This is a genomic window from Candidatus Clostridium radicumherbarum, assembly GCF_045310525.1.
Lineage (GTDB): Bacteria > Bacillota > Clostridia > Clostridiales > Clostridiaceae > Clostridium_AT > Clostridium_AT radicumherbarum.
Genome location: NZ_JBJHZY010000001.1, coordinates 1,595,946 through 1,612,869 on the forward strand (window position 1 = coordinate 1,595,946; position 16,924 = coordinate 1,612,869).

A 16,924-nucleotide genomic window follows, 5' to 3' on the forward strand; every position below is an offset into this window, starting at 1 on the left:
TTATGAAACAAATATCTAAAAAAGAGATAAAAGAAAAATTAATTATGAATTTCAAGGTTCAAACGCCGAACTTCTGGGAACAGATACAAGATAAATTAGAACCTCAAGTACATCACATTTATTCTGATACTAAAAAAAAGAGTAGTTTAATTTCATTATATCGGGTTGGGATAATTTTTATTATTGCTATAATTATTACCTCTATTAGTTTTAGATCAAAGTTAACAAATTATGTGATAAACAATTTTTCAAAAACAAAAGAAAAAATAGCCATTAATTCTCAATCAACAAGTAAACAAGATAATGAACCAGTTAAGGTTAGTTCATCGCCAGCGATGAGAAGCTTTCATGAATGGCAGAATAAATATTATCAGATAGAGTCAAATCAAGGGATCGATAAAAATCAAATTGGTAAGTATATTGGAAAATATTACAACACTGATTTATTTGAAATTAAAGGTATAGATTCAACTAAAAGTATTGCGGTTACAAATGTTAAAGATTTTTATCTCAAGGCAAATTTTGTATTTAATGCTACAATTAATTGGAATAATAAAATTTATGAAATAAATCCTAACTATACAATTCTTCCAAATCTAAATAATGAAAAAATAGATAAATATCTAGGTAAAATAAATTCATTTGATGTTTATAGCATTCAGGGAGTGGATACAAATCAGGAAATTTCCTTATATTATAATAAAAATTATATTATTGCAATAAGAAAGTAATAATATAATCAATTATGTTACTATTAGATGTATTAAAATTGAAATCTACACATGTTAATTGTATTGGAATAATTTTCAAATGTTAATGTACGATTTTAGTAAGAATTATACATTATTTTTTTATATCCAGTTTAAGGTAGTAAAGGTATAATTAATATAAGCGATTGGGACGTCTTCGTAGAAAAGTGCGAACTGAAGATTATAAATATAAGGTGGTGCAAACATGAAAGTAAGAAAAACGGTTAAAGAGGATATTGACCTCCTCATTAAGATTCGAATGGAATACCTGTTTGCAGAAAAAGGTGTGTCTTCTTCGGAAGAAGTGCAAGATATTAGAACGAAGTTAGAAGAATATCTTACTCAACACCTTAACAAGGGATTTATTGCTATCATTGCCGAGAATGAAAATGAAGTATTAGCAACTGCATTTATGTCTATCGTGGAAAGACCTCCACTAATAGCGTTTTCATCATATCTTGTCGGTACGGTATACAATGTTTTTACATACCCTCAATATAGAGGAAAAGGCATTGCAACGAAAGTTATGACTAAACTTTTATCGGAAGCAAAGCTATTAGGCGTTGCCGCAGTTGATTTAATGTCGACTGAAAAAGGGAAACCATTATATGAAAATCTTGGATTTCGAGTATCAAATTATACATCAATGAATAAGTTCCTCTAACTCCCGCAAAATAAGCATAATCAGAATTTATATTAATTTACAATATTCTTATATTTTCCATCAATAATTATATAGTGGAATGTAAAAAAGCATGTTAATTTCGTTTGATTAACAAGGCAACATAATATAGAGCATTGCAACAAAAAGATAAATAAAATTTATTGAATTTTGATAAGGTAGAAAAAGTCTACCTTTTTTTATTTATCAAAAGAAACATGTCAGGATATGCTATAATTGAGAGTAATAGTATTAATGTCTTGAATAGTGTAGCCATTTCAATTTTAACATTACTGGTTACTTATGAATAAATGCGTCATATGAATTATATAGACAACCCGATAAGCCTGAATTTGTAAGGAGGTATAAAATGGTTGAGATAAACTTGTATGATAATATCATAGATAAAAGTAAAATAATCTTTGTTGATATAGTGGCTAAATATAGAGGGCAATGGGTATTGTGTAAGGGAAAAAGCAAAGGTTCATGGGAATGCCCTGGTGGTCACATAGAAAATGGAGAAACACCAGAACAAGCATCAAAAAGAGAATTATGGGAAGAAACAGGAGCTATAGAATTCGATATTAAACCAGTTGGGTATTATGGCGCAAAAGGTAGCGATGGTGTTATGGAAAGTGTTGAGGAAGTCTTTGGACAAATATATTATGCAGATATAAAGGTTATTGGGGAGTTACCTGATTTTGAGATAGAAAAAATTGAACTTTTTAAAGAACTCCCCAATAACTGGACGTACTCTTATGCACATCCAATGTTCATTGATTTGGCAGAAAAATTTATGTTTAATAGTATAAACACATAGAGATATTCTATGTCATATATTTCTTTTATTAAGAGGGAATGGTATTATATTACGACCAACCAAAAGAAAACATCTAATGTTTTTTAGGAGTGTATAAGTTATGTTAAAAAAGATAGATTTAGGAAGTTTGAGTGAAATATTTAGAACAAATGTGAGTAGTAGTAATTGCACATACGAGATTATTCATGCTCCTTTTATGGAGGATATTTACAAAGTAGATTGTTACGAAATACTAAAGACAAATAATTTAATACAGATTTTAACAGGTATAGCTTATCATAACGATTTTCAGCAGTTACCAATTACATTGGAATTTAAGGTGGGAATAAGTTTAATAGAGCTAATAAATTTACCCACTGTTAGGCTGCTTCCGAGTACATTTGAGAATATTAGGATACTTTCAAAAGATAAGATTTTCTATGGTGTTTGGATAAAGAAGCTATCGGAAAAAGCAAAATTAGCCTATAAGGAATTGCTAAACGAAGATAAAATCGATAACAGTCTCAAATCAATATTCAGAATTGACACTAAAAGAAATATCATCTCAAAACAACAAATGATTACTGCATTTGAATTAATTACTGAAGAAAATACAGAATACGATTGTAAGATTATAAATGATAAACTTATTTCATATTTATTATATGAATGTAACAAAAATAATGGATTTTATGGGGTACCTTTATCAGGTTGGGAGTTAGATAGTATAGAAGCTTGTAAAGCCTTCTTAAAATTAAAAAAAACCTTTGATAGAGTATTTTTAGTGGGTTCAGGGCAAGTATGGCAATCAACACATCTCGTTGTATCACAACCCCAAAATAAATTATTTATAACCTAATAGGATGATTATGTATTTCGTAATGGTAATATATGACGAAATAAATACTATTTTAAATACTATTTCTAAAAACAAGGCTATTGTGCTTCATATCCACGGATGCCTTGTTTTTTGTTTTGAGAAATTGTTCAACTATAAATTTGTATTTCAAAATAAAGGTTTACTTTAATAATATTAAAGAATATAATTAATATTATTAAGATATAAATTGCATAATATATAAATATAATTAAAGAAATGAGGTTTAAATGCCTATGGAAGTGATACCAGATTGGTTAGCAGATTTAGATGAGGAAGATATAAATTTTATTAAGAAATTTATATTATCCTCAGGTTCATTAAAAGAAGTTGCAAATATCTATGGAGTAACTTATCCAACAGTAAGGCTTAGATTGGACAGATTAATTCAGAAAATACGGATATCAGAAGATACTACAAACGAACCTTTTATTAAACTTATAAAAAGATTTGCAGTGAATGAAAAATTGGATTTTGATACTGCAAAAATTTTAATATCAGAATATAAAAAAATAAAAAAGGGAGAGTGATTCTAATGGCGGGTTTTCTTTATTTATTTTGCGTAATAGCATTTTTGGCGGGAATTGTTCTAATACAAGTATTTTTATCAAAAGGAGAAAACAAGTGGATTGGTTTAATATTCCCGATGATTGGTTTTATGTTTTCTATTTACGCAGTCTTGGGCATGGTCGCTTATGCAAATGAATCAACGGTTGAACGTATATTTCAATTAATTATGATGTTATTATTGTGGAATATTCCTACAATTATTTTACTTGCTATATATTTTGCTTGTCGTGAAAAATTTAAGAAGAAAAATGGGCTTGATAAAATGAAAATTGAGGATTTGGAATAATTAATAAATACTCGGGTATCATTGAGTAGAAATAATAAAAGTAATTCGATTTCTTCTTTTCTTGCGTCGTAAGAGTAATTTATGACGAAGCAAAATGTTTATCCTTAAACATAGATTTAATAAAATCTATGTTTTTTATTTTTTAATTATATGCTATAAAATACTTTATGCAATAGAGTAGTTTATAGTATTATGTTATTAGGCGGTGATAAATTATGGAAATAGATAAAGAAATGATAAAGGGATACATAGAAAGTATAATTTTAAGTGTATTGGTAAATGAAGATTTATACGGATATGAAATCTCGAAGCGTATAAAAAACATCAGTGAAAATACATTTGAAATCAAAGAAGGAACTATGTATGTAGTATTAAAAAGACTTGAAACAAACGAATTAATTTCTCCATATTGGGATGATACGGAAAGTGGTGGTGGAAGGCGTAGGTATTATAAAATTACGGAGAAAGGTGTTAATTATCTAAACAATAAGAAATCTGAATGGACTTTTTTTAAAAATATAATTGATACATTTTATAAGGGGGTATAATTGATGGAGAAAATTAATAGATATGTTAATTCAGTTTATAAACATATTGGTGGAGACAAAGAAGAAATTCAAATATTAAAAGATGAAATGAGAAATCACTTACTGCAAATTGTAGAAGAATTAAAGTATGAAGGTAAGTCAGAAGAAGAGAGTGTTTCTATTGCAATTAAGAGATTTGGTGAAGAAACTCAACTCGAAAATGAATTACTTGGTATATTTAAATTTGTAAATAAGAAGGCGAAGAAAGCATTGATTGTAGCAGTAGCCTTCCTTTTAATAACTATAATATCATTTGCAACTTTTGTTGTTGGAACTAAAATTTCTATAAAACAGTATAGGGATAGAAACAATGAGATTTTTAATGTAATGGCATCATATAACCAAGACAATTTGGAGAGTATAGATAAAAATATTGGTACATTACTAAACAAGTACAAGGGAAAGATTACATATGTAACAATGTATGGTGTGGTAAACGGCCAAAATGAATGGTACAAGGACATAAAGGATTTGGAATATTCTTATCCAAAGGATATTCAGTATGATAATATTGATACCTTTAATTCTATCAGTAAGCAGATAACTAATGAAAAAGGAATTAAATATAATGTTATGATAGGTCTTGTTCCTAATGCTTTTATACCTATTTATATACAAAACTTAGGAATATTATCTTTTGTATGGCTCGGTTGTTTCGTAATATCTGTTATTGTTTGGATTTCTACAAAAGTTGATATTAGCATAAAATAAGATATTGATTTAAATTATCATATTTCGGAATATTCTTAAATTACGAATTAATTTTTAATATAATAATATGAACAATATTCTTTGAAAAATGAATAATGCAGTGAAAAAGTTATTTAAAAATCTTATTTGTTTATAATCAATTAGCTATTCATGGTATAATTATGGATATTAAAGTCGGAGTGGTAAAATATTGTTCGTCTAATAAATATAATAAAAAAAAGGGATTACCTTATATGAAGTTTGATAAAAAGTTGATGATAGATTTACTAATATTAATTGTTCCAATAATTATTATGTTTTTACTTATGCCAATTTTGCCTGATAAAATCTCTATTCACAGAAGCATTACTGGTAGCAGAAGTTATATTGATAAGAAGTATTCTTTTATTTTAGGAATACTTCCATTTTTAATATATAAGTTAAAATATGATAAAAAATAATATTATTTAATATATACAGTATAATAAGTACAAAACAAATATTTTTTAAAGGAGATGAACAAAATTTGGATAATATTTTAAACAAAATTCAAATTCCAGAAAGAATAAAACTTGCAAATGTGCCAACGAAAATTGAAAAGCTTGAAAGGTTTTCAAAAATATTAGGTGGGCCAAATATTTATATAAAGAGAGATGATCAAACTGGACTAGAAGTATCGGGTAACAAAATTAGAAAATTAGAATTCTCAATAAAAGAAGCTATTAATAAAGGGGCTAATGTACTTATAACTTGTGGTGGAATTCAATCAAACCATTGTAGAGCAACTGCAGCTGTAGCAGCAAGGCTTGGAATAAAATCAGTACTTGTTTTAAGAGGAAGCAGTGGTGTTGAAGTTGATGGAAATTTATTTATAGACAAGCTTTTAGGTGCAGACATTCGTTTTATCACAACAGAAGAATATAAAAATTCAAGAGCAGATATTATGGAACAGATTAAAGATGAATACGATAAAAAAGGCTATATATCTTATATTATTCCAGAAGGAGCTTCAAATGGAATAGGCACTTTTGGATATTATAATGCAATGAAAGAAGTTATTGAGCAGGAACGGGAATTAGGTGTTCATTTTGATAAAGTTGTACTAGCTGTGGGTTCTGGAGGTACATACGCAGGAACTTTTTTAGCAAATAAAATATTAGAGAATAATTGTAAAATCTTAGGCATAAATGTTTGTGATGACAGTGAATATTTTAAAAATCGTATCTATGAAATATTACAAGAAAGCATAAAGTATATTCATATGGATTTGGAAATTTCTAAAGATGAAATAAGAATTATAGATGGATATGTGGGAAAAGGATATGCTTTAAGCAGAGAAGAAGAAATAAACTTCATTAAGGAATTTGCAAAATTAGAAGGAATAATTTTAGATCCTGTTTATACAGGAAAAGCTATGTATGGATTAAGTGAAGAAATAAAAAATGGCAGCTTTAAACACAATGAAAATATTTTATTTATTCATACTGGTGGGGCTTTTGGAATTTTTCCTCAAAAGGAGCTATTTAAATAGCTAATCTTTTTATAATGCCTTCGGTGGGAAAATTAATGTAAAATATATATTATCGACTTATCTAATAGAATGGTGGGGATAAAATGGAGAAGGTTGCTTTATTAAAATGTACTGATTATGATGTTGATAAAATTGAAGAAAAGCTTAGAGAGGGCTTTGAGCTTTTAGGTGGAAATTCTTTTTTGAGGAAACTTATACCTGAAAATAGTAAAATATTATTGAGCCATTAAGTAAGATGTTAGGATTAAAATAGATTGTGATTATTGAAATTATGGTTTTCTATATTGTGACTGCAACCATTTATATTACACCCTTTAAGTGTTTTTGTCTTAACTCAAGTTCAAACATTTCAATAGCATATCTAAGCATTATATTAGAGCGTTAAGCTCTTTTTTTCTGTAAAAAGAAGGAATTTGATTATTTTTGTTGAAATAGTAAATTATTTGATAATTTATAGGTTAGGAGGATAACAATGAGCTATAAACAAAAGTTTTATAATAGAAATTGGTTTATTTGGATAGCTTTAATTTTGTTTGCACCTTTAGGTATTTTTTTAATGTGGAAAAATCATAAATTTACTAAAAAAATTAGAGCAATACCTTCTGGAATATTTGCATTGTTGTTTTTTATCATAGTCTCTGGAGTTAGCTGCTCAAATAATAATTCTATTCAAACCTCAACTGGTAAAAAAGCAACTGGATCTAATGTAGAGAATTCAAAGAGTAATGAAACTCAAAGTTCATCTGCTACAGATGCTAAGACAAACAATGATTCTAAGCCTGTTTCTAATGAATCATCAAATAACACAACAGTAGTAAATGGACAACTCAAAGTACATTTTATTGATGTAGGACAAGCAGATTGTATATTGGTTCAACAAGGCAATTCATCTATGCTTATAGATGCTGGCAATAATGAAGATACTCAAACTATTAAAAGTTATTTAGACAGCCAAGGAGTAAAAGCTTTAGATGTTGTTGTAGGTACTCATGCACATGAAGATCATATAGGAAGTATGGATTATATAATAAATTCATTTAAAGTTGGAAAGGTATATTTTCCAAAGCAAACTTCTACAACTAAGACCTTTCAAGATTTTATAAGTGCAGTTAAAAATAAAGGACTTCAACTTACCGCTCCAGTAGTAGGTAGTTCTTTTAAAATTGGTGATGCAACCGCTACTATTTTGGCACCCAACGGAAGTGGCTATGAAGATGCTAATGATTACTCTATAGTAATTAAGCTTACATATGGCAGTACATCTTTCCTTCTAACAGGAGATGCTGAAGCAACTTCTGAGAGCCAAATGTTATCTAATAGATCAGATTTATCAGCAACTGTTTTAAAAGTAGGACATCATGGTAGCAGAACTTCTACTAGCCAAACCTTTTTAGACAAAGTAAACCCAAAGTATGCTTTAATAAGTGTTGGTAAAGGTAATAGTTATGGGCATCCTACTCAAGAGACTCTAAATAGATTAAAAAACAAAGGTGTAGTTGTATATAGAACAGATGAAAATGGGACTGTAGTTGCGACAAGTGACGGAAAAAATGTAAGTTTCAATACTCAACCGGGAAGCTATAATGGCATTACATCTAGTTCAACATCAAACTCTAGTAATAATCAAACTTCTGTAGTTGTAAAACCAACTCCGGCTCCAACACCTGCTCCAAGCCAAAACAAAAGTGTTACAGTATATATAACAAATTCAGGGAAAAAATATCATGTAGCTGGTTGTAGATATTTGAGTAAAAGTCAAATTCCCATAAGTTTAGATGATGCAAAAGCTGGTGGTTATGGACCTTGTAGTGTTTGCCACCCACCTCAATAAGGAGTGATATGAATGAAAGTAATAATTGATAGATTTGAAGGCAATTATGCTGTATGTGAAGAAGAAGATAGAACCATGATTGACATAGAGAAATCTAAACTACCTCCAGGGGCTAAAGAGGGAGATGTACTAGCCATTTTAGATGATGAAATTACTATTGATATTATAGAAACAGAAAAGCGAAAGAAAATAATTGAAGAATTAACTAAAGACTTGTGGAATTGATTAAGGAGCTAAAAAAGCTCCTTTTTATGTATTTCATTATTCTTTCTGTTAGGTTTATAACCTAATTCCCATCTGTGCCATGTATGAAGAAGACGATCATTTATTAATGAATATTTCAGAAATGGTTCATATTGTATACGTATAAATGAAACGTAGCCGATCTCCAATTCAAAAAATACTGGAGAACTCTGACGCTTTTTATTTATAATTTTGTTGAGAAAAGAGGAAAATTCTAAGGAATTGTAGAAATATAATAGTGTATAAAATTATAAACTAAGTTAATATTATGAAACTAATGTCTTTAATGGGAAGCTGAGATATCTTATCCAATTTACAGATATTATAATGGAGGGATTTATTTGACAGTGGTTGGAATAGATTTAGGAACAACAAATAGCTTAGTAGCATATTGGAGTGAAGAAGGGCCTAAAATAATTCAAAATGTTTTTGGCGACAAACTTACACCGTCGGTAGTAAGTATTGATGAAAATGATGAAATACTTATCGGAAAAGTTGCAAAAGAGCGTTTAATTAGCCATCCTAATTTAACGATATCAGCCTTTAAAAGATATATGGGTACAGATAAGAAAATCCAACTGGGGAGACATTCATTTTCACCTGAAGAATTGTCTTCCTTTATATTAAAATCTTTGAAGGAAGATGCAGAAGCATTTTTAGGAGAAGAAGTAACGGAAGCAGTTATTAGTGTGCCAGCATATTTTAATGATTTACAAAGAAAGGCAACAAAAAAAGCTGCGGAAATAGCTGGTTTAAAGGTAGAAAGATTAATAAGCGAGCCAACAGCTGCGGCTATAACCTATGGATTACATCAAGAGGAATCAGAAACTAAGTTTGTTGTTTTTGATTTAGGTGGAGGAACCTTTGATGTTTCTATATTAGAAATGTTTGAAGGAGTTATGGAGGTAAAGGCTATAGCAGGAAATAATTTTCTTGGGGGAGAAGATTTCACCAATCTTTTGGTTAATTATTTTTTAGATAAAGAAAAGATTGATTTAGAAACTTTAAGTTTTAAAGATAGAGCATTGCTTTATAAACAAGGAGAAATGTGCAAGCGGTCATTAGGGGAAAACGGTTCTGGAACAATGACTTTTACTTTGGAAGAAAGCAATTATGAAGTAAGCATTAATAAACTTCAATTTGAAAAATTAGCTGATAAACTATTATTAAAATTAAGCCATCCTGTGGAGCGTGCTTTGATGGACGCAGAAATTTCACCAAGAGAGGTGGATGCTGTAATCCTTATTGGTGGAGCAACTAGAATGCCAATAATTAAGAATATAGTTGGAAAGATGTTTGGAAAGCTGCCATATTCAAATATTAATCCAGATGAAGCAGTAGCACTAGGAGCTGCTATTCAAGTTGCTTTAAAGGAAAGAAATGAGGCATTAAGCGAAGTTATTTTAACAGATGTATGCCCATATACTTTAGGCATCGAAATTGCAAAGCAAAAAAATAAAAACGCTTTTGAGGCGGGGTATTTTAGCCCTATAATTGAAAGAAATACTCCTATTCCTGTTAGCAGGGTGGAGTCTTTTGTAACTGTTCGTGATAAACAAGATAAGATAAGTGTGAAAATTTATCAAGGCGAAAGTCGGCGCGTTGAGGAAAATATAAAATTAGGAGAGCTTGAAGTTAAAGTTCCGAAGGACAAGCGTGGGAATCAAGGGATAGATGTAAGATTTACTTATGATATTAATGGGATATTAGAGGTAGAAGTTTTAGTTTTGAGTACTGGAGTGAAAAATAGAATAGTTGTCAATAAAAACCAAGAAGGTATGTCTGAAAGGGAAATTGAAAAGAGGCTAGATGAATTAAAGAAAATTAAAATACATCCAAGAGATAAAATGGAAAATAAACTGTTAATTGCAAAGGCTGAAAGAATGTACGAAGAAACTTTAGGGGAAAAACGTCAATATGTAGGTAATTTGATTGAAATCTTTGAACAGGCTTTATATACACAAGAGGAAAGAAAAGTTGCTAAAGCGGCTAAAGAATTTAGAGAAAGATTAGAACAGCTTGAGGGATGGGTAGATTATTAATGAATATTTGGAGTGTATTAGAAATAAAGCCTACTGAAGAAGTTGGAGCAATAAAAAAAGCGTATGCAAAGAAATTAAAGTTACATAACCCAGAGGAAGATCCTACTGGGTATCAAATTCTCCGTGAAGCCTATGATAGAGCTTTAAAACTGGCGAAAAATAAAAAAGTAAATAGTTATGATAAATTATTTGAATTTGAAAAAGATATTATTTCTAAAGAAAAAAATTATGAAGAAATTAAATCTAAAAAACTAAATAAGGTTAATTTTACGGAAGATTTTACTAATGAGAAAAGATCTTATGAAAGTATAGATAACACTAATTCAACAGTAGATCATACTAATGAAAAGATGGAAAGTTTTATAGAAGAGTTTTTAGATAAGGTACAAAATCTTTATAAGGATTTTCATAAAAGAATTGATGTTGAAAATTGGAAGAGCATTTTAAACACAGATAATTTATGGAATTTAAATTATAAAAATATTATAAGTAAGAGAATACTTAACTTTTTATTATATTTTCCTTATGTACCTAAAGAGGTTTTGCAAGAATTAAATAAAACTTTTCACTGGAGTGAAGAAGGAAACCATCTTAGAGATTTATACAATGATTATTCAAGAAGTTTCTTGTTGGACCAATTAGGAAAAGAGATATGGCTTAGATATCAATATTTAAGTAAAAAAGAAGGAATAGATTACGATGCTTTCTTGGAATATAGACGATTAGTTTTTGATGCTCTTAAAAATAAAGATTTAAAAAAAGCTGATAAATATTTATCACTGGCAAATGAGATTTTTTGTGATGACCCAGATTTAATGTGCATGAAAGCGGAAGTTTACCTTAGAAGGGGAGAGCTTAGAAGGGCTAAATTATTATTTAGAGATGCTATAAATATTAATAATCAAGACAAAAAGACGCCTCTTTATATTGCTAATATATATTACAATAACTGCCATTATAGCAGTGCAATTAACTTTTGTAAAGGCTTAATAAAGCTTGACTCCAATAATATAGAGTTACGACTTTTATTAGGTAAATTTTATTTCAGACAAAAGAAATTCAAAGAAATAAAAAAAGCCCAAAATATATTTTTAGATTGTTTAGACTTTGAATCATATGCAGATGAGGCAAGAAAATATTTAAATTGGATTTTACATAACTATGAGGCTTCTTATGAGAAAGAACCTTGGAATCTTTTCATAATAAAAAATTTAAAAAAACTATATTTAATATTAGGGGAGAGCAAAAAAGCAGGGCAAGTAAGATTTAAACTAAAAAAGATATTTTCATTAATTATAACTATAGTAAGTCATATTTTGGTTGCTTTAATATTAGTTATAGGGATAGTGTTTATATATAGAATAATTACTATTCCAAATACACAAATCTCTGTTGAAAATGTAACTGCTAAGAAAATTGAGTTAAGCTGGGATAAGATACGAGGGGCAGAAATGTATAATGTTTATATGCATGATAATACTTCTAATAAGTATAAACTTATTGGAGTAACCAAGGATACGAAATTTACTGAAAGTAACTTAGAGCCTGAAACTGTATATACATATAAAATTGCAAGTATTAAGGATGGGAAAGAAGATATAGTATCTGATTTTATTAGTGTAAAAACAGAGGCCAAATGAATATTCGTCAATTGCAGCTACTTACACAGAAAAAAAGAATATTAGCTACGGAATTTCGTAAACTATGGATTAGCAGTACAAGCTGGAGAGTGGATTTATAAATATATCTAATGGATGGATTTATTATAAAATTTAAATGATGGTGAAAAGATTAATTTGAATAATTGATAGAAAGGAAAATTCAAATGTTTGATGTAAATAAACCAGTTATCAATCCGGATCTAGTAGTGGCTATAAAAGAAATGAAAATAATTAACACTAAAGAGAATCAAGACAGAGTAATTAATGAGATGATGAAAGCTCACTTTATTTCACCTGTAATCATCTCACCAATACCAGGGCCTTCAAGTGATAGTGAGGTTGTGTTGAAGGAAAATACAATAATCAATTTTAGTGTAATAGAAAATACAGCTAATCAACAATTCTTTTTAGCTTTTACTGATTGGGAGGAATTATGGAAGTGGCATAAAGTTGAAAATCAGCAGACTTTAATTGTAACTTTTGATGATTTAGCTAGAATGGTATTAGATGAAAGAGGTAATTCGGATGGATTTGTAATTAATTCTCATGGCGAAAATATTACATTTAATAAAACTATGATAGGAGCCTTAAAGGATGAGAAAGAAAGACGTGCAAAGGGGTGCGTAGTTGAACAAGTGGTAAAGAAAGATACTACAGTTCAATTGGGACAACCACGTATTTATCCTAAAGAAATGGTTAATGCCATTTCGAATTATTTAAAAAAGCAAAAAAATGTACAGGCAGCGTATTTGCAGTTAATGATAAAAGAAGGAGAACAGAGCTATTTACTAATTATAGATTTTATAGGTGACAGGAGAGAAATATTTGATGGAATAGCTAATGTTGCAATGAGTCACTTAAACGGCATGATTATTGACTTGATACCATATGATTCCGATTTTGGACGCAATGCGACAAGTAATATTGAACCGTTCTATAAAAAGAAAAAGTTTGGACTATTTTAAATAGAAAAATATTTAGCAACAATTACTATGGATGCAGTTATTTGGCTTTTAATATCCATATACTAAATTGCTAAGTAGTCTGTGAATATAATGATCACAGGCTTTTTTATTGGTGTTTTTATTCCATAAGTTGTATAATTTATATATTAAAGTAATTATGACTTGTAAGAAATTGTGAAACATAAGCTGTATAAAGTTTGCGAGGTGATGAGATGGAAAAATATTTTCACTTTGATAGAAATAAATCAATACAGGAACTTGAAGGGCAAAACTGGGGCGGACCAAATCTTGACTCGCCTTCAATTTTGACTTGTTACAAGTTAAGGAAAAAGGCAATAGGAATTTTCGAAGTCGAAGATTTAAGAATCATGATAGGGCAAAAAATAGGGTTAGACTATCTAATCCCTTTAGCATTAGAAACGCTTGAAGATAATATCTTTGCTGAAGGTAATATGTATAGTGGTGACCTTTTAGATACAGTTTTAAGGGTAGATAATAGTTTTTGGGAGAACAACCCTATATATAAGACAGATTTTGAGGATATACTTGAGAAAAATATAAATGCATTAAAAAATAAACTTGGTTCTTTCTGTAAGAGATTTATTTAAAAAATGGATACATGATCGGTGATCAGTAGGTTTAGCACAAAAAAAGGAAGCTATTAAAAATAAGTATTTCTATCATTCTTATATTAGTTTATTTATATGAATGTTGATGTTTATATTTTATTAATTAGGTAAAACAAAGTTTAATTGGATTCCAATAATTCAAGAGATAATATTATCTTCAATGGCTATTTCATTTATTTATTTTTTCTATTGTCATTATAGTATCTATAATTATTTTTGTAACTTTCAACAAATCTAAATTATAGTAATTTTGTGTGATATTATGCACCAGTTATAGGAAATTTTAGAACAGTAGAGAATTAAAAAAATAAAGGTAGAATTTATTAAGAAAGATAAAGAAGAAGTTGAAAGTATTTTAAGAAATAGTTTAGTTACTTTACTTTATTCATATATTACGTCTTAAATGAATGTATTATTTTATTAAGAATCATACATTATTTTTTTATATCCAGTTTAAGGTAATAAAGGTATAATTAATATAAGCGATTGGGACGTCTTCGTATTTTTAAGCGAACAAATAAATAGGGGTGATTTTATGAAAAAGTTGATCTTTGGATGTACTTTATTAATAATAGCAACAATGTATATGATACCTGGAGCATATGGATTAGCAATTCCGATATATGTTTTTGGTTTTATATTTGTTGCATGGGGTTCTGTTGATGATAAAAGAAGTTAGTTTACAATAGTAGAAAAGTGCGAACTGAAGATTATAAATATAAGGTGGTGCAAAACATGAAAGTAAGAAAAACGGTTAAAGAGGATATTGACCTCCTCATAAAGATTCGTATGGAATACCTGTTTGCAGAAAAAGGTGTGTCTTCTTCGGAAGAAGTGCAAGATATTAGAACGAAGTTAGAAGAATATTTTACTCAACACCTTAACAAGGGATTTATTGCTATCATTGCCGAGAATGAAAATGAAGTATTAGCAACTGCATTTATGTCAATCGTGGAAAGACCTCCGCTAATAGCGTTTTCATCATATCTTGTAGGTACGGTATACAATGTTTTTACATACCCTCAATATAGAGGAAAAGGCATTGCAACGAAAGTTATGACTGAACTTTTATCGGAAGCAAAGCTATTAGGCGTTGCCGCAGTTGATTTAATGTCGACTGAAAAAGGGAAACCATTATATGAAAATCTTGGATTTCGAGTATCAAATTATACATCAATGAATAAATTCCTATAACTCCCGCAAAATAAGCATAATCAGAAGTTATATTAATTCACAATATTCTTCTATTATTCAACAACTATAATAAAATAAGAATAGGTTACATTGCGGAAATTAATTGCGCCATGTAGCCTATTTTCATGTAAGGCGTTATATAAAATACTGCACCCCCATTTCTTGCGTGAGGGTGGCTTCGTATGGTGTGTAATGCGTAGTCATCTTGTAAATATTTAGCGTATTCACTAGCATACTGCATTAAGAATTTATAAGACGTATTATTTGTGAAGTTAATGACTTATGGGATATGATGAAAATGTAAGTGGTTTTATAGTAAAATGTTATTTATAAAGTTAATTCGGAGTTGCATTTAAATACGAAATTGAAAGGGCGAAGTTCTATGAGAAAATTAAGGGATGTATTTTATATAAACGCAAATATTGAAAAACAGTATACTATTTTTTATGGTATGGAATTTAAGGAATTTATCAAATGTAATCCAACTAAAATAGATAATATTTTAATAACTGATGGGAAATTTATTGGTAATAATTTTAATTATAATTGGTGGTTAGAAACTGTTAATGGAGATGGCTTTTCAGAACTATGCAAAGAGGATTTATATGGGTTAGGTAATTTTCATTGGATAGATTATAAAAATGAAATAGACTTGGATAATTGTACCCCTGAAGAAAAAGCAGAAGTATTATACTTATCTCATTTTGGCGAACCTTTAAAAACTCCATTTATAGATAGAATAAATAACAATTTCTTTTATCTTGCCCATGATGATGGTTGGTTTTGTAAATTATATTGTAGGGATATATCTGCTATTAGGGAGGTAATATCAAATAAAATTATTGAAAGTGTTACAACTAATAAAAAGAGAAAAATATATCCAATAGATAATGAAGTAAAAAATAAATTATTTGAATTGGTTCAGAAGGGCTTATTAATAGATTTCTCAAATATTTATAGAGATGATAAAGCGATTAATATAAATTTCTATGTTATAGGTGAATATCATAACATGGATGAGATGTATAATAACCTTGAACGGAATAAGAGCAGAGCGAGTACTAGAGGGAGAATAGAGCATAAAAATAAGGCGTGGAAAGTGTATTTTTATAATAAATGATATAAAACTTATTGCATATTTTTCTTATAAGACGCAATAGTAAGTAAATTACTAATATCTTATGAAGGAGGGTATATAATCAAATGGGGACTTTTGAAGCAAAATTTAATGAGGTATTAAATGCCTGGCCTTTTGAAATTGACTTATCTGATGGAGAAGTATTAAGTGAATCTGGATTTTATTCAGAAAACTTATCAATAATATGGAATAATGTTGAAGCAGTGGTTGGTTATAATGATTCATGTAAAGACATGATGGTATGGACTATTTATAAAGTTTTACATAAAAAAGCCAGAGAATCATTTATCAAAAATATATATAAGCTTTATCCTACTTCAATTAGGATTAATGAATATAAAAGTCAATTTTATAGTGATTTGCTTGATTCTGAAGATTATAAAGATGTATTAAATGAATTTGAGAAAGAAAATAATATTTAGAGCTATAGTTCATAAATTTCATATCTTGCGAAGCAAGAGTAAAATTTTA

At 28.8% G+C, this 16,924-nt stretch carries 20 protein-coding genes and 1 pseudogene; all 21 read left to right on the plus strand.

Annotation, left to right across the window (positions count from 1 at the left end; translation table 11 throughout):
* Nucleotides 1–2 precede the first annotated feature (2 nt).
* The 21 genes and pseudogenes from ACJDUH_RS07585 (at nt 3) to ACJDUH_RS07685 (ending at nt 16,875) form a co-directional block, all read left to right on the plus strand.
* Nucleotides 3–731, plus strand: a complete 729-nt coding sequence (locus ACJDUH_RS07585; protein ID WP_406764546.1) for a hypothetical protein — start codon at nt 3–5, stop codon at nt 729–731.
* Between the two features lie 223 nt (nt 732–954).
* On the plus strand, nt 955–1,413 hold the full coding sequence (locus ACJDUH_RS07590; protein WP_406764547.1) for a GNAT family N-acetyltransferase: 459 nt from the start codon (nt 955–957) through the stop codon (nt 1,411–1,413).
* Between the two features lie 367 nt (nt 1,414–1,780).
* Nucleotides 1,781–2,230, plus strand: a complete 450-nt coding sequence (locus ACJDUH_RS07595; RefSeq protein WP_406764548.1) for an NUDIX hydrolase — start codon at nt 1,781–1,783, stop codon at nt 2,228–2,230.
* Between the two features lie 100 nt (nt 2,231–2,330).
* Complete coding sequence (locus tag ACJDUH_RS07600; protein ID WP_406764549.1) at nt 2,331–3,068, plus strand: hypothetical protein; 738 nt, start codon at nt 2,331–2,333, stop codon at nt 3,066–3,068.
* Nucleotides 3,069–3,322: 254 nt separating this feature from the next.
* Nucleotides 3,323–3,616: a DUF2089 family protein gene (locus tag ACJDUH_RS07605; protein ID WP_406764550.1), complete on the plus strand. Its 294-nt coding sequence runs from the start codon at nt 3,323–3,325 to the stop codon at nt 3,614–3,616.
* Between the two features lie 5 nt (nt 3,617–3,621).
* On the plus strand, nt 3,622–3,942 hold the full coding sequence (locus ACJDUH_RS07610; RefSeq protein WP_406764551.1) for a hypothetical protein: 321 nt from the start codon (nt 3,622–3,624) through the stop codon (nt 3,940–3,942).
* 215 nt (nt 3,943–4,157) lie between these two features.
* Nucleotides 4,158–4,490 (plus strand): PadR family transcriptional regulator, encoded by a 333-nt coding sequence (locus ACJDUH_RS07615; RefSeq protein WP_406764552.1) that lies wholly within the window; start codon nt 4,158–4,160, stop codon nt 4,488–4,490.
* 3 nt (nt 4,491–4,493) lie between these two features.
* Nucleotides 4,494–5,240, plus strand: a complete 747-nt coding sequence (locus tag ACJDUH_RS07620) for a permease prefix domain 1-containing protein (RefSeq protein ID WP_406764553.1) — start codon at nt 4,494–4,496, stop codon at nt 5,238–5,240.
* A gap of 233 nt (nt 5,241–5,473) precedes the next feature.
* Nucleotides 5,474–5,680, plus strand: a complete 207-nt coding sequence (locus ACJDUH_RS07625) for a hypothetical protein (RefSeq protein ID WP_406764554.1) — start codon at nt 5,474–5,476, stop codon at nt 5,678–5,680.
* 65 nt (nt 5,681–5,745) lie between these two features.
* On the plus strand, nt 5,746–6,750 hold the full coding sequence (locus ACJDUH_RS07630) for a D-cysteine desulfhydrase family protein (protein ID WP_406764555.1): 1,005 nt from the start codon (nt 5,746–5,748) through the stop codon (nt 6,748–6,750).
* Between the two features lie 83 nt (nt 6,751–6,833).
* A pseudogene (locus tag ACJDUH_RS07635) lies at nt 6,834–6,971 on the plus strand (DUF362 domain-containing protein); the annotation flags it as partial.
* A 251-nt stretch (nt 6,972–7,222) separates the two neighbouring features.
* The gene (locus ACJDUH_RS07640; protein WP_406764556.1) at nt 7,223–8,581 is read left to right on the plus strand and encodes a ComEC/Rec2 family competence protein; all 1,359 of its coding nucleotides are present in this window, start codon (nt 7,223–7,225) and stop codon (nt 8,579–8,581) included.
* A 12-nt stretch (nt 8,582–8,593) separates the two neighbouring features.
* Entirely contained in the window at nt 8,594–8,806 is a 213-nt protein-coding gene (locus tag ACJDUH_RS07645; protein ID WP_406764557.1) for a DUF3006 domain-containing protein, read from the plus strand.
* Between the two features lie 365 nt (nt 8,807–9,171).
* Complete coding sequence (locus tag ACJDUH_RS07650) at nt 9,172–10,866, plus strand: molecular chaperone HscC (RefSeq protein ID WP_479723053.1); 1,695 nt, start codon at nt 9,172–9,174, stop codon at nt 10,864–10,866.
* Nucleotides 10,851–12,506, plus strand: coding sequence for a tetratricopeptide repeat protein (locus tag ACJDUH_RS07655; RefSeq protein WP_406764559.1), 1,656 nt, complete (start codon nt 10,851–10,853; stop codon nt 12,504–12,506). The genes ACJDUH_RS07650 and ACJDUH_RS07655 overlap by 16 nt, the downstream gene beginning before the upstream one ends.
* A gap of 164 nt (nt 12,507–12,670) precedes the next feature.
* Nucleotides 12,671–13,492, plus strand: a complete 822-nt coding sequence (locus ACJDUH_RS07660; protein ID WP_406764560.1) for an enhanced serine sensitivity protein SseB — start codon at nt 12,671–12,673, stop codon at nt 13,490–13,492.
* 212 nt (nt 13,493–13,704) lie between these two features.
* The gene (locus ACJDUH_RS07665; protein ID WP_406764561.1) at nt 13,705–14,100 is read left to right on the plus strand and encodes a contact-dependent growth inhibition system immunity protein; all 396 of its coding nucleotides are present in this window, start codon (nt 13,705–13,707) and stop codon (nt 14,098–14,100) included.
* A 556-nt stretch (nt 14,101–14,656) separates the two neighbouring features.
* On the plus strand, nt 14,657–14,800 hold the full coding sequence (locus ACJDUH_RS07670) for a hypothetical protein (protein WP_406764562.1): 144 nt from the start codon (nt 14,657–14,659) through the stop codon (nt 14,798–14,800).
* 56 nt (nt 14,801–14,856) lie between these two features.
* A complete protein-coding gene (locus ACJDUH_RS07675) occupies nt 14,857–15,315 on the plus strand; it encodes a GNAT family N-acetyltransferase (RefSeq protein ID WP_406764563.1) in 459 nt (152 codons plus the stop codon).
* Between the two features lie 382 nt (nt 15,316–15,697).
* Nucleotides 15,698–16,435 carry a hypothetical protein gene (locus ACJDUH_RS07680; RefSeq protein ID WP_406764564.1) on the plus strand — a complete coding sequence of 246 codons (738 nt, stop codon included), beginning with the start codon at nt 15,698–15,700 and terminating at the stop codon, nt 16,433–16,435.
* Nucleotides 16,436–16,518: 83 nt separating this feature from the next.
* Nucleotides 16,519–16,875 (plus strand): hypothetical protein, encoded by a 357-nt coding sequence (locus tag ACJDUH_RS07685; RefSeq protein WP_406764565.1) that lies wholly within the window; start codon nt 16,519–16,521, stop codon nt 16,873–16,875.
* Nucleotides 16,876–16,924: the final 49 nt, after the last annotated feature.

Coding starts and splice junctions, on each gene's coding strand:
- ACJDUH_RS07585 (WP_406764546.1), top strand. CDS start 3: ATGAAACAAATATCTAAAAAAGAGATAAAAGAAAAATTAATTATGAAT.
- ACJDUH_RS07615 (WP_406764552.1), top strand. CDS start 4,158: ATGGAAATAGATAAAGAAATGATAAAGGGATACATAGAAAGTATAATT.
- ACJDUH_RS07640 (WP_406764556.1), top strand. CDS start 7,223: ATGAGCTATAAACAAAAGTTTTATAATAGAAATTGGTTTATTTGGATA.
- ACJDUH_RS07610 (WP_406764551.1), top strand. CDS start 3,622: ATGGCGGGTTTTCTTTATTTATTTTGCGTAATAGCATTTTTGGCGGGA.
- ACJDUH_RS07675 (WP_406764563.1), top strand. CDS start 14,857: ATGAAAGTAAGAAAAACGGTTAAAGAGGATATTGACCTCCTCATAAAG.
- ACJDUH_RS07620 (WP_406764553.1), top strand. CDS start 4,494: ATGGAGAAAATTAATAGATATGTTAATTCAGTTTATAAACATATTGGT.
- ACJDUH_RS07605 (WP_406764550.1), top strand. CDS start 3,323: ATGGAAGTGATACCAGATTGGTTAGCAGATTTAGATGAGGAAGATATA.
- ACJDUH_RS07655 (WP_406764559.1), top strand. CDS start 10,851: ATGGGTAGATTATTAATGAATATTTGGAGTGTATTAGAAATAAAGCCT.
- ACJDUH_RS07665 (WP_406764561.1), top strand. CDS start 13,705: ATGGAAAAATATTTTCACTTTGATAGAAATAAATCAATACAGGAACTT.
- ACJDUH_RS07680 (WP_406764564.1), top strand. CDS start 15,698: ATGAGAAAATTAAGGGATGTATTTTATATAAACGCAAATATTGAAAAA.
- ACJDUH_RS07645 (WP_406764557.1), top strand. CDS start 8,594: ATGAAAGTAATAATTGATAGATTTGAAGGCAATTATGCTGTATGTGAA.
- ACJDUH_RS07625 (WP_406764554.1), top strand. CDS start 5,474: ATGAAGTTTGATAAAAAGTTGATGATAGATTTACTAATATTAATTGTT.
- ACJDUH_RS07595 (WP_406764548.1), top strand. CDS start 1,781: ATGGTTGAGATAAACTTGTATGATAATATCATAGATAAAAGTAAAATA.
- ACJDUH_RS07600 (WP_406764549.1), top strand. CDS start 2,331: ATGTTAAAAAAGATAGATTTAGGAAGTTTGAGTGAAATATTTAGAACA.
- ACJDUH_RS07670 (WP_406764562.1), top strand. CDS start 14,657: ATGAAAAAGTTGATCTTTGGATGTACTTTATTAATAATAGCAACAATG.
- ACJDUH_RS07685 (WP_406764565.1), top strand. CDS start 16,519: ATGGGGACTTTTGAAGCAAAATTTAATGAGGTATTAAATGCCTGGCCT.
- ACJDUH_RS07590 (WP_406764547.1), top strand. CDS start 955: ATGAAAGTAAGAAAAACGGTTAAAGAGGATATTGACCTCCTCATTAAG.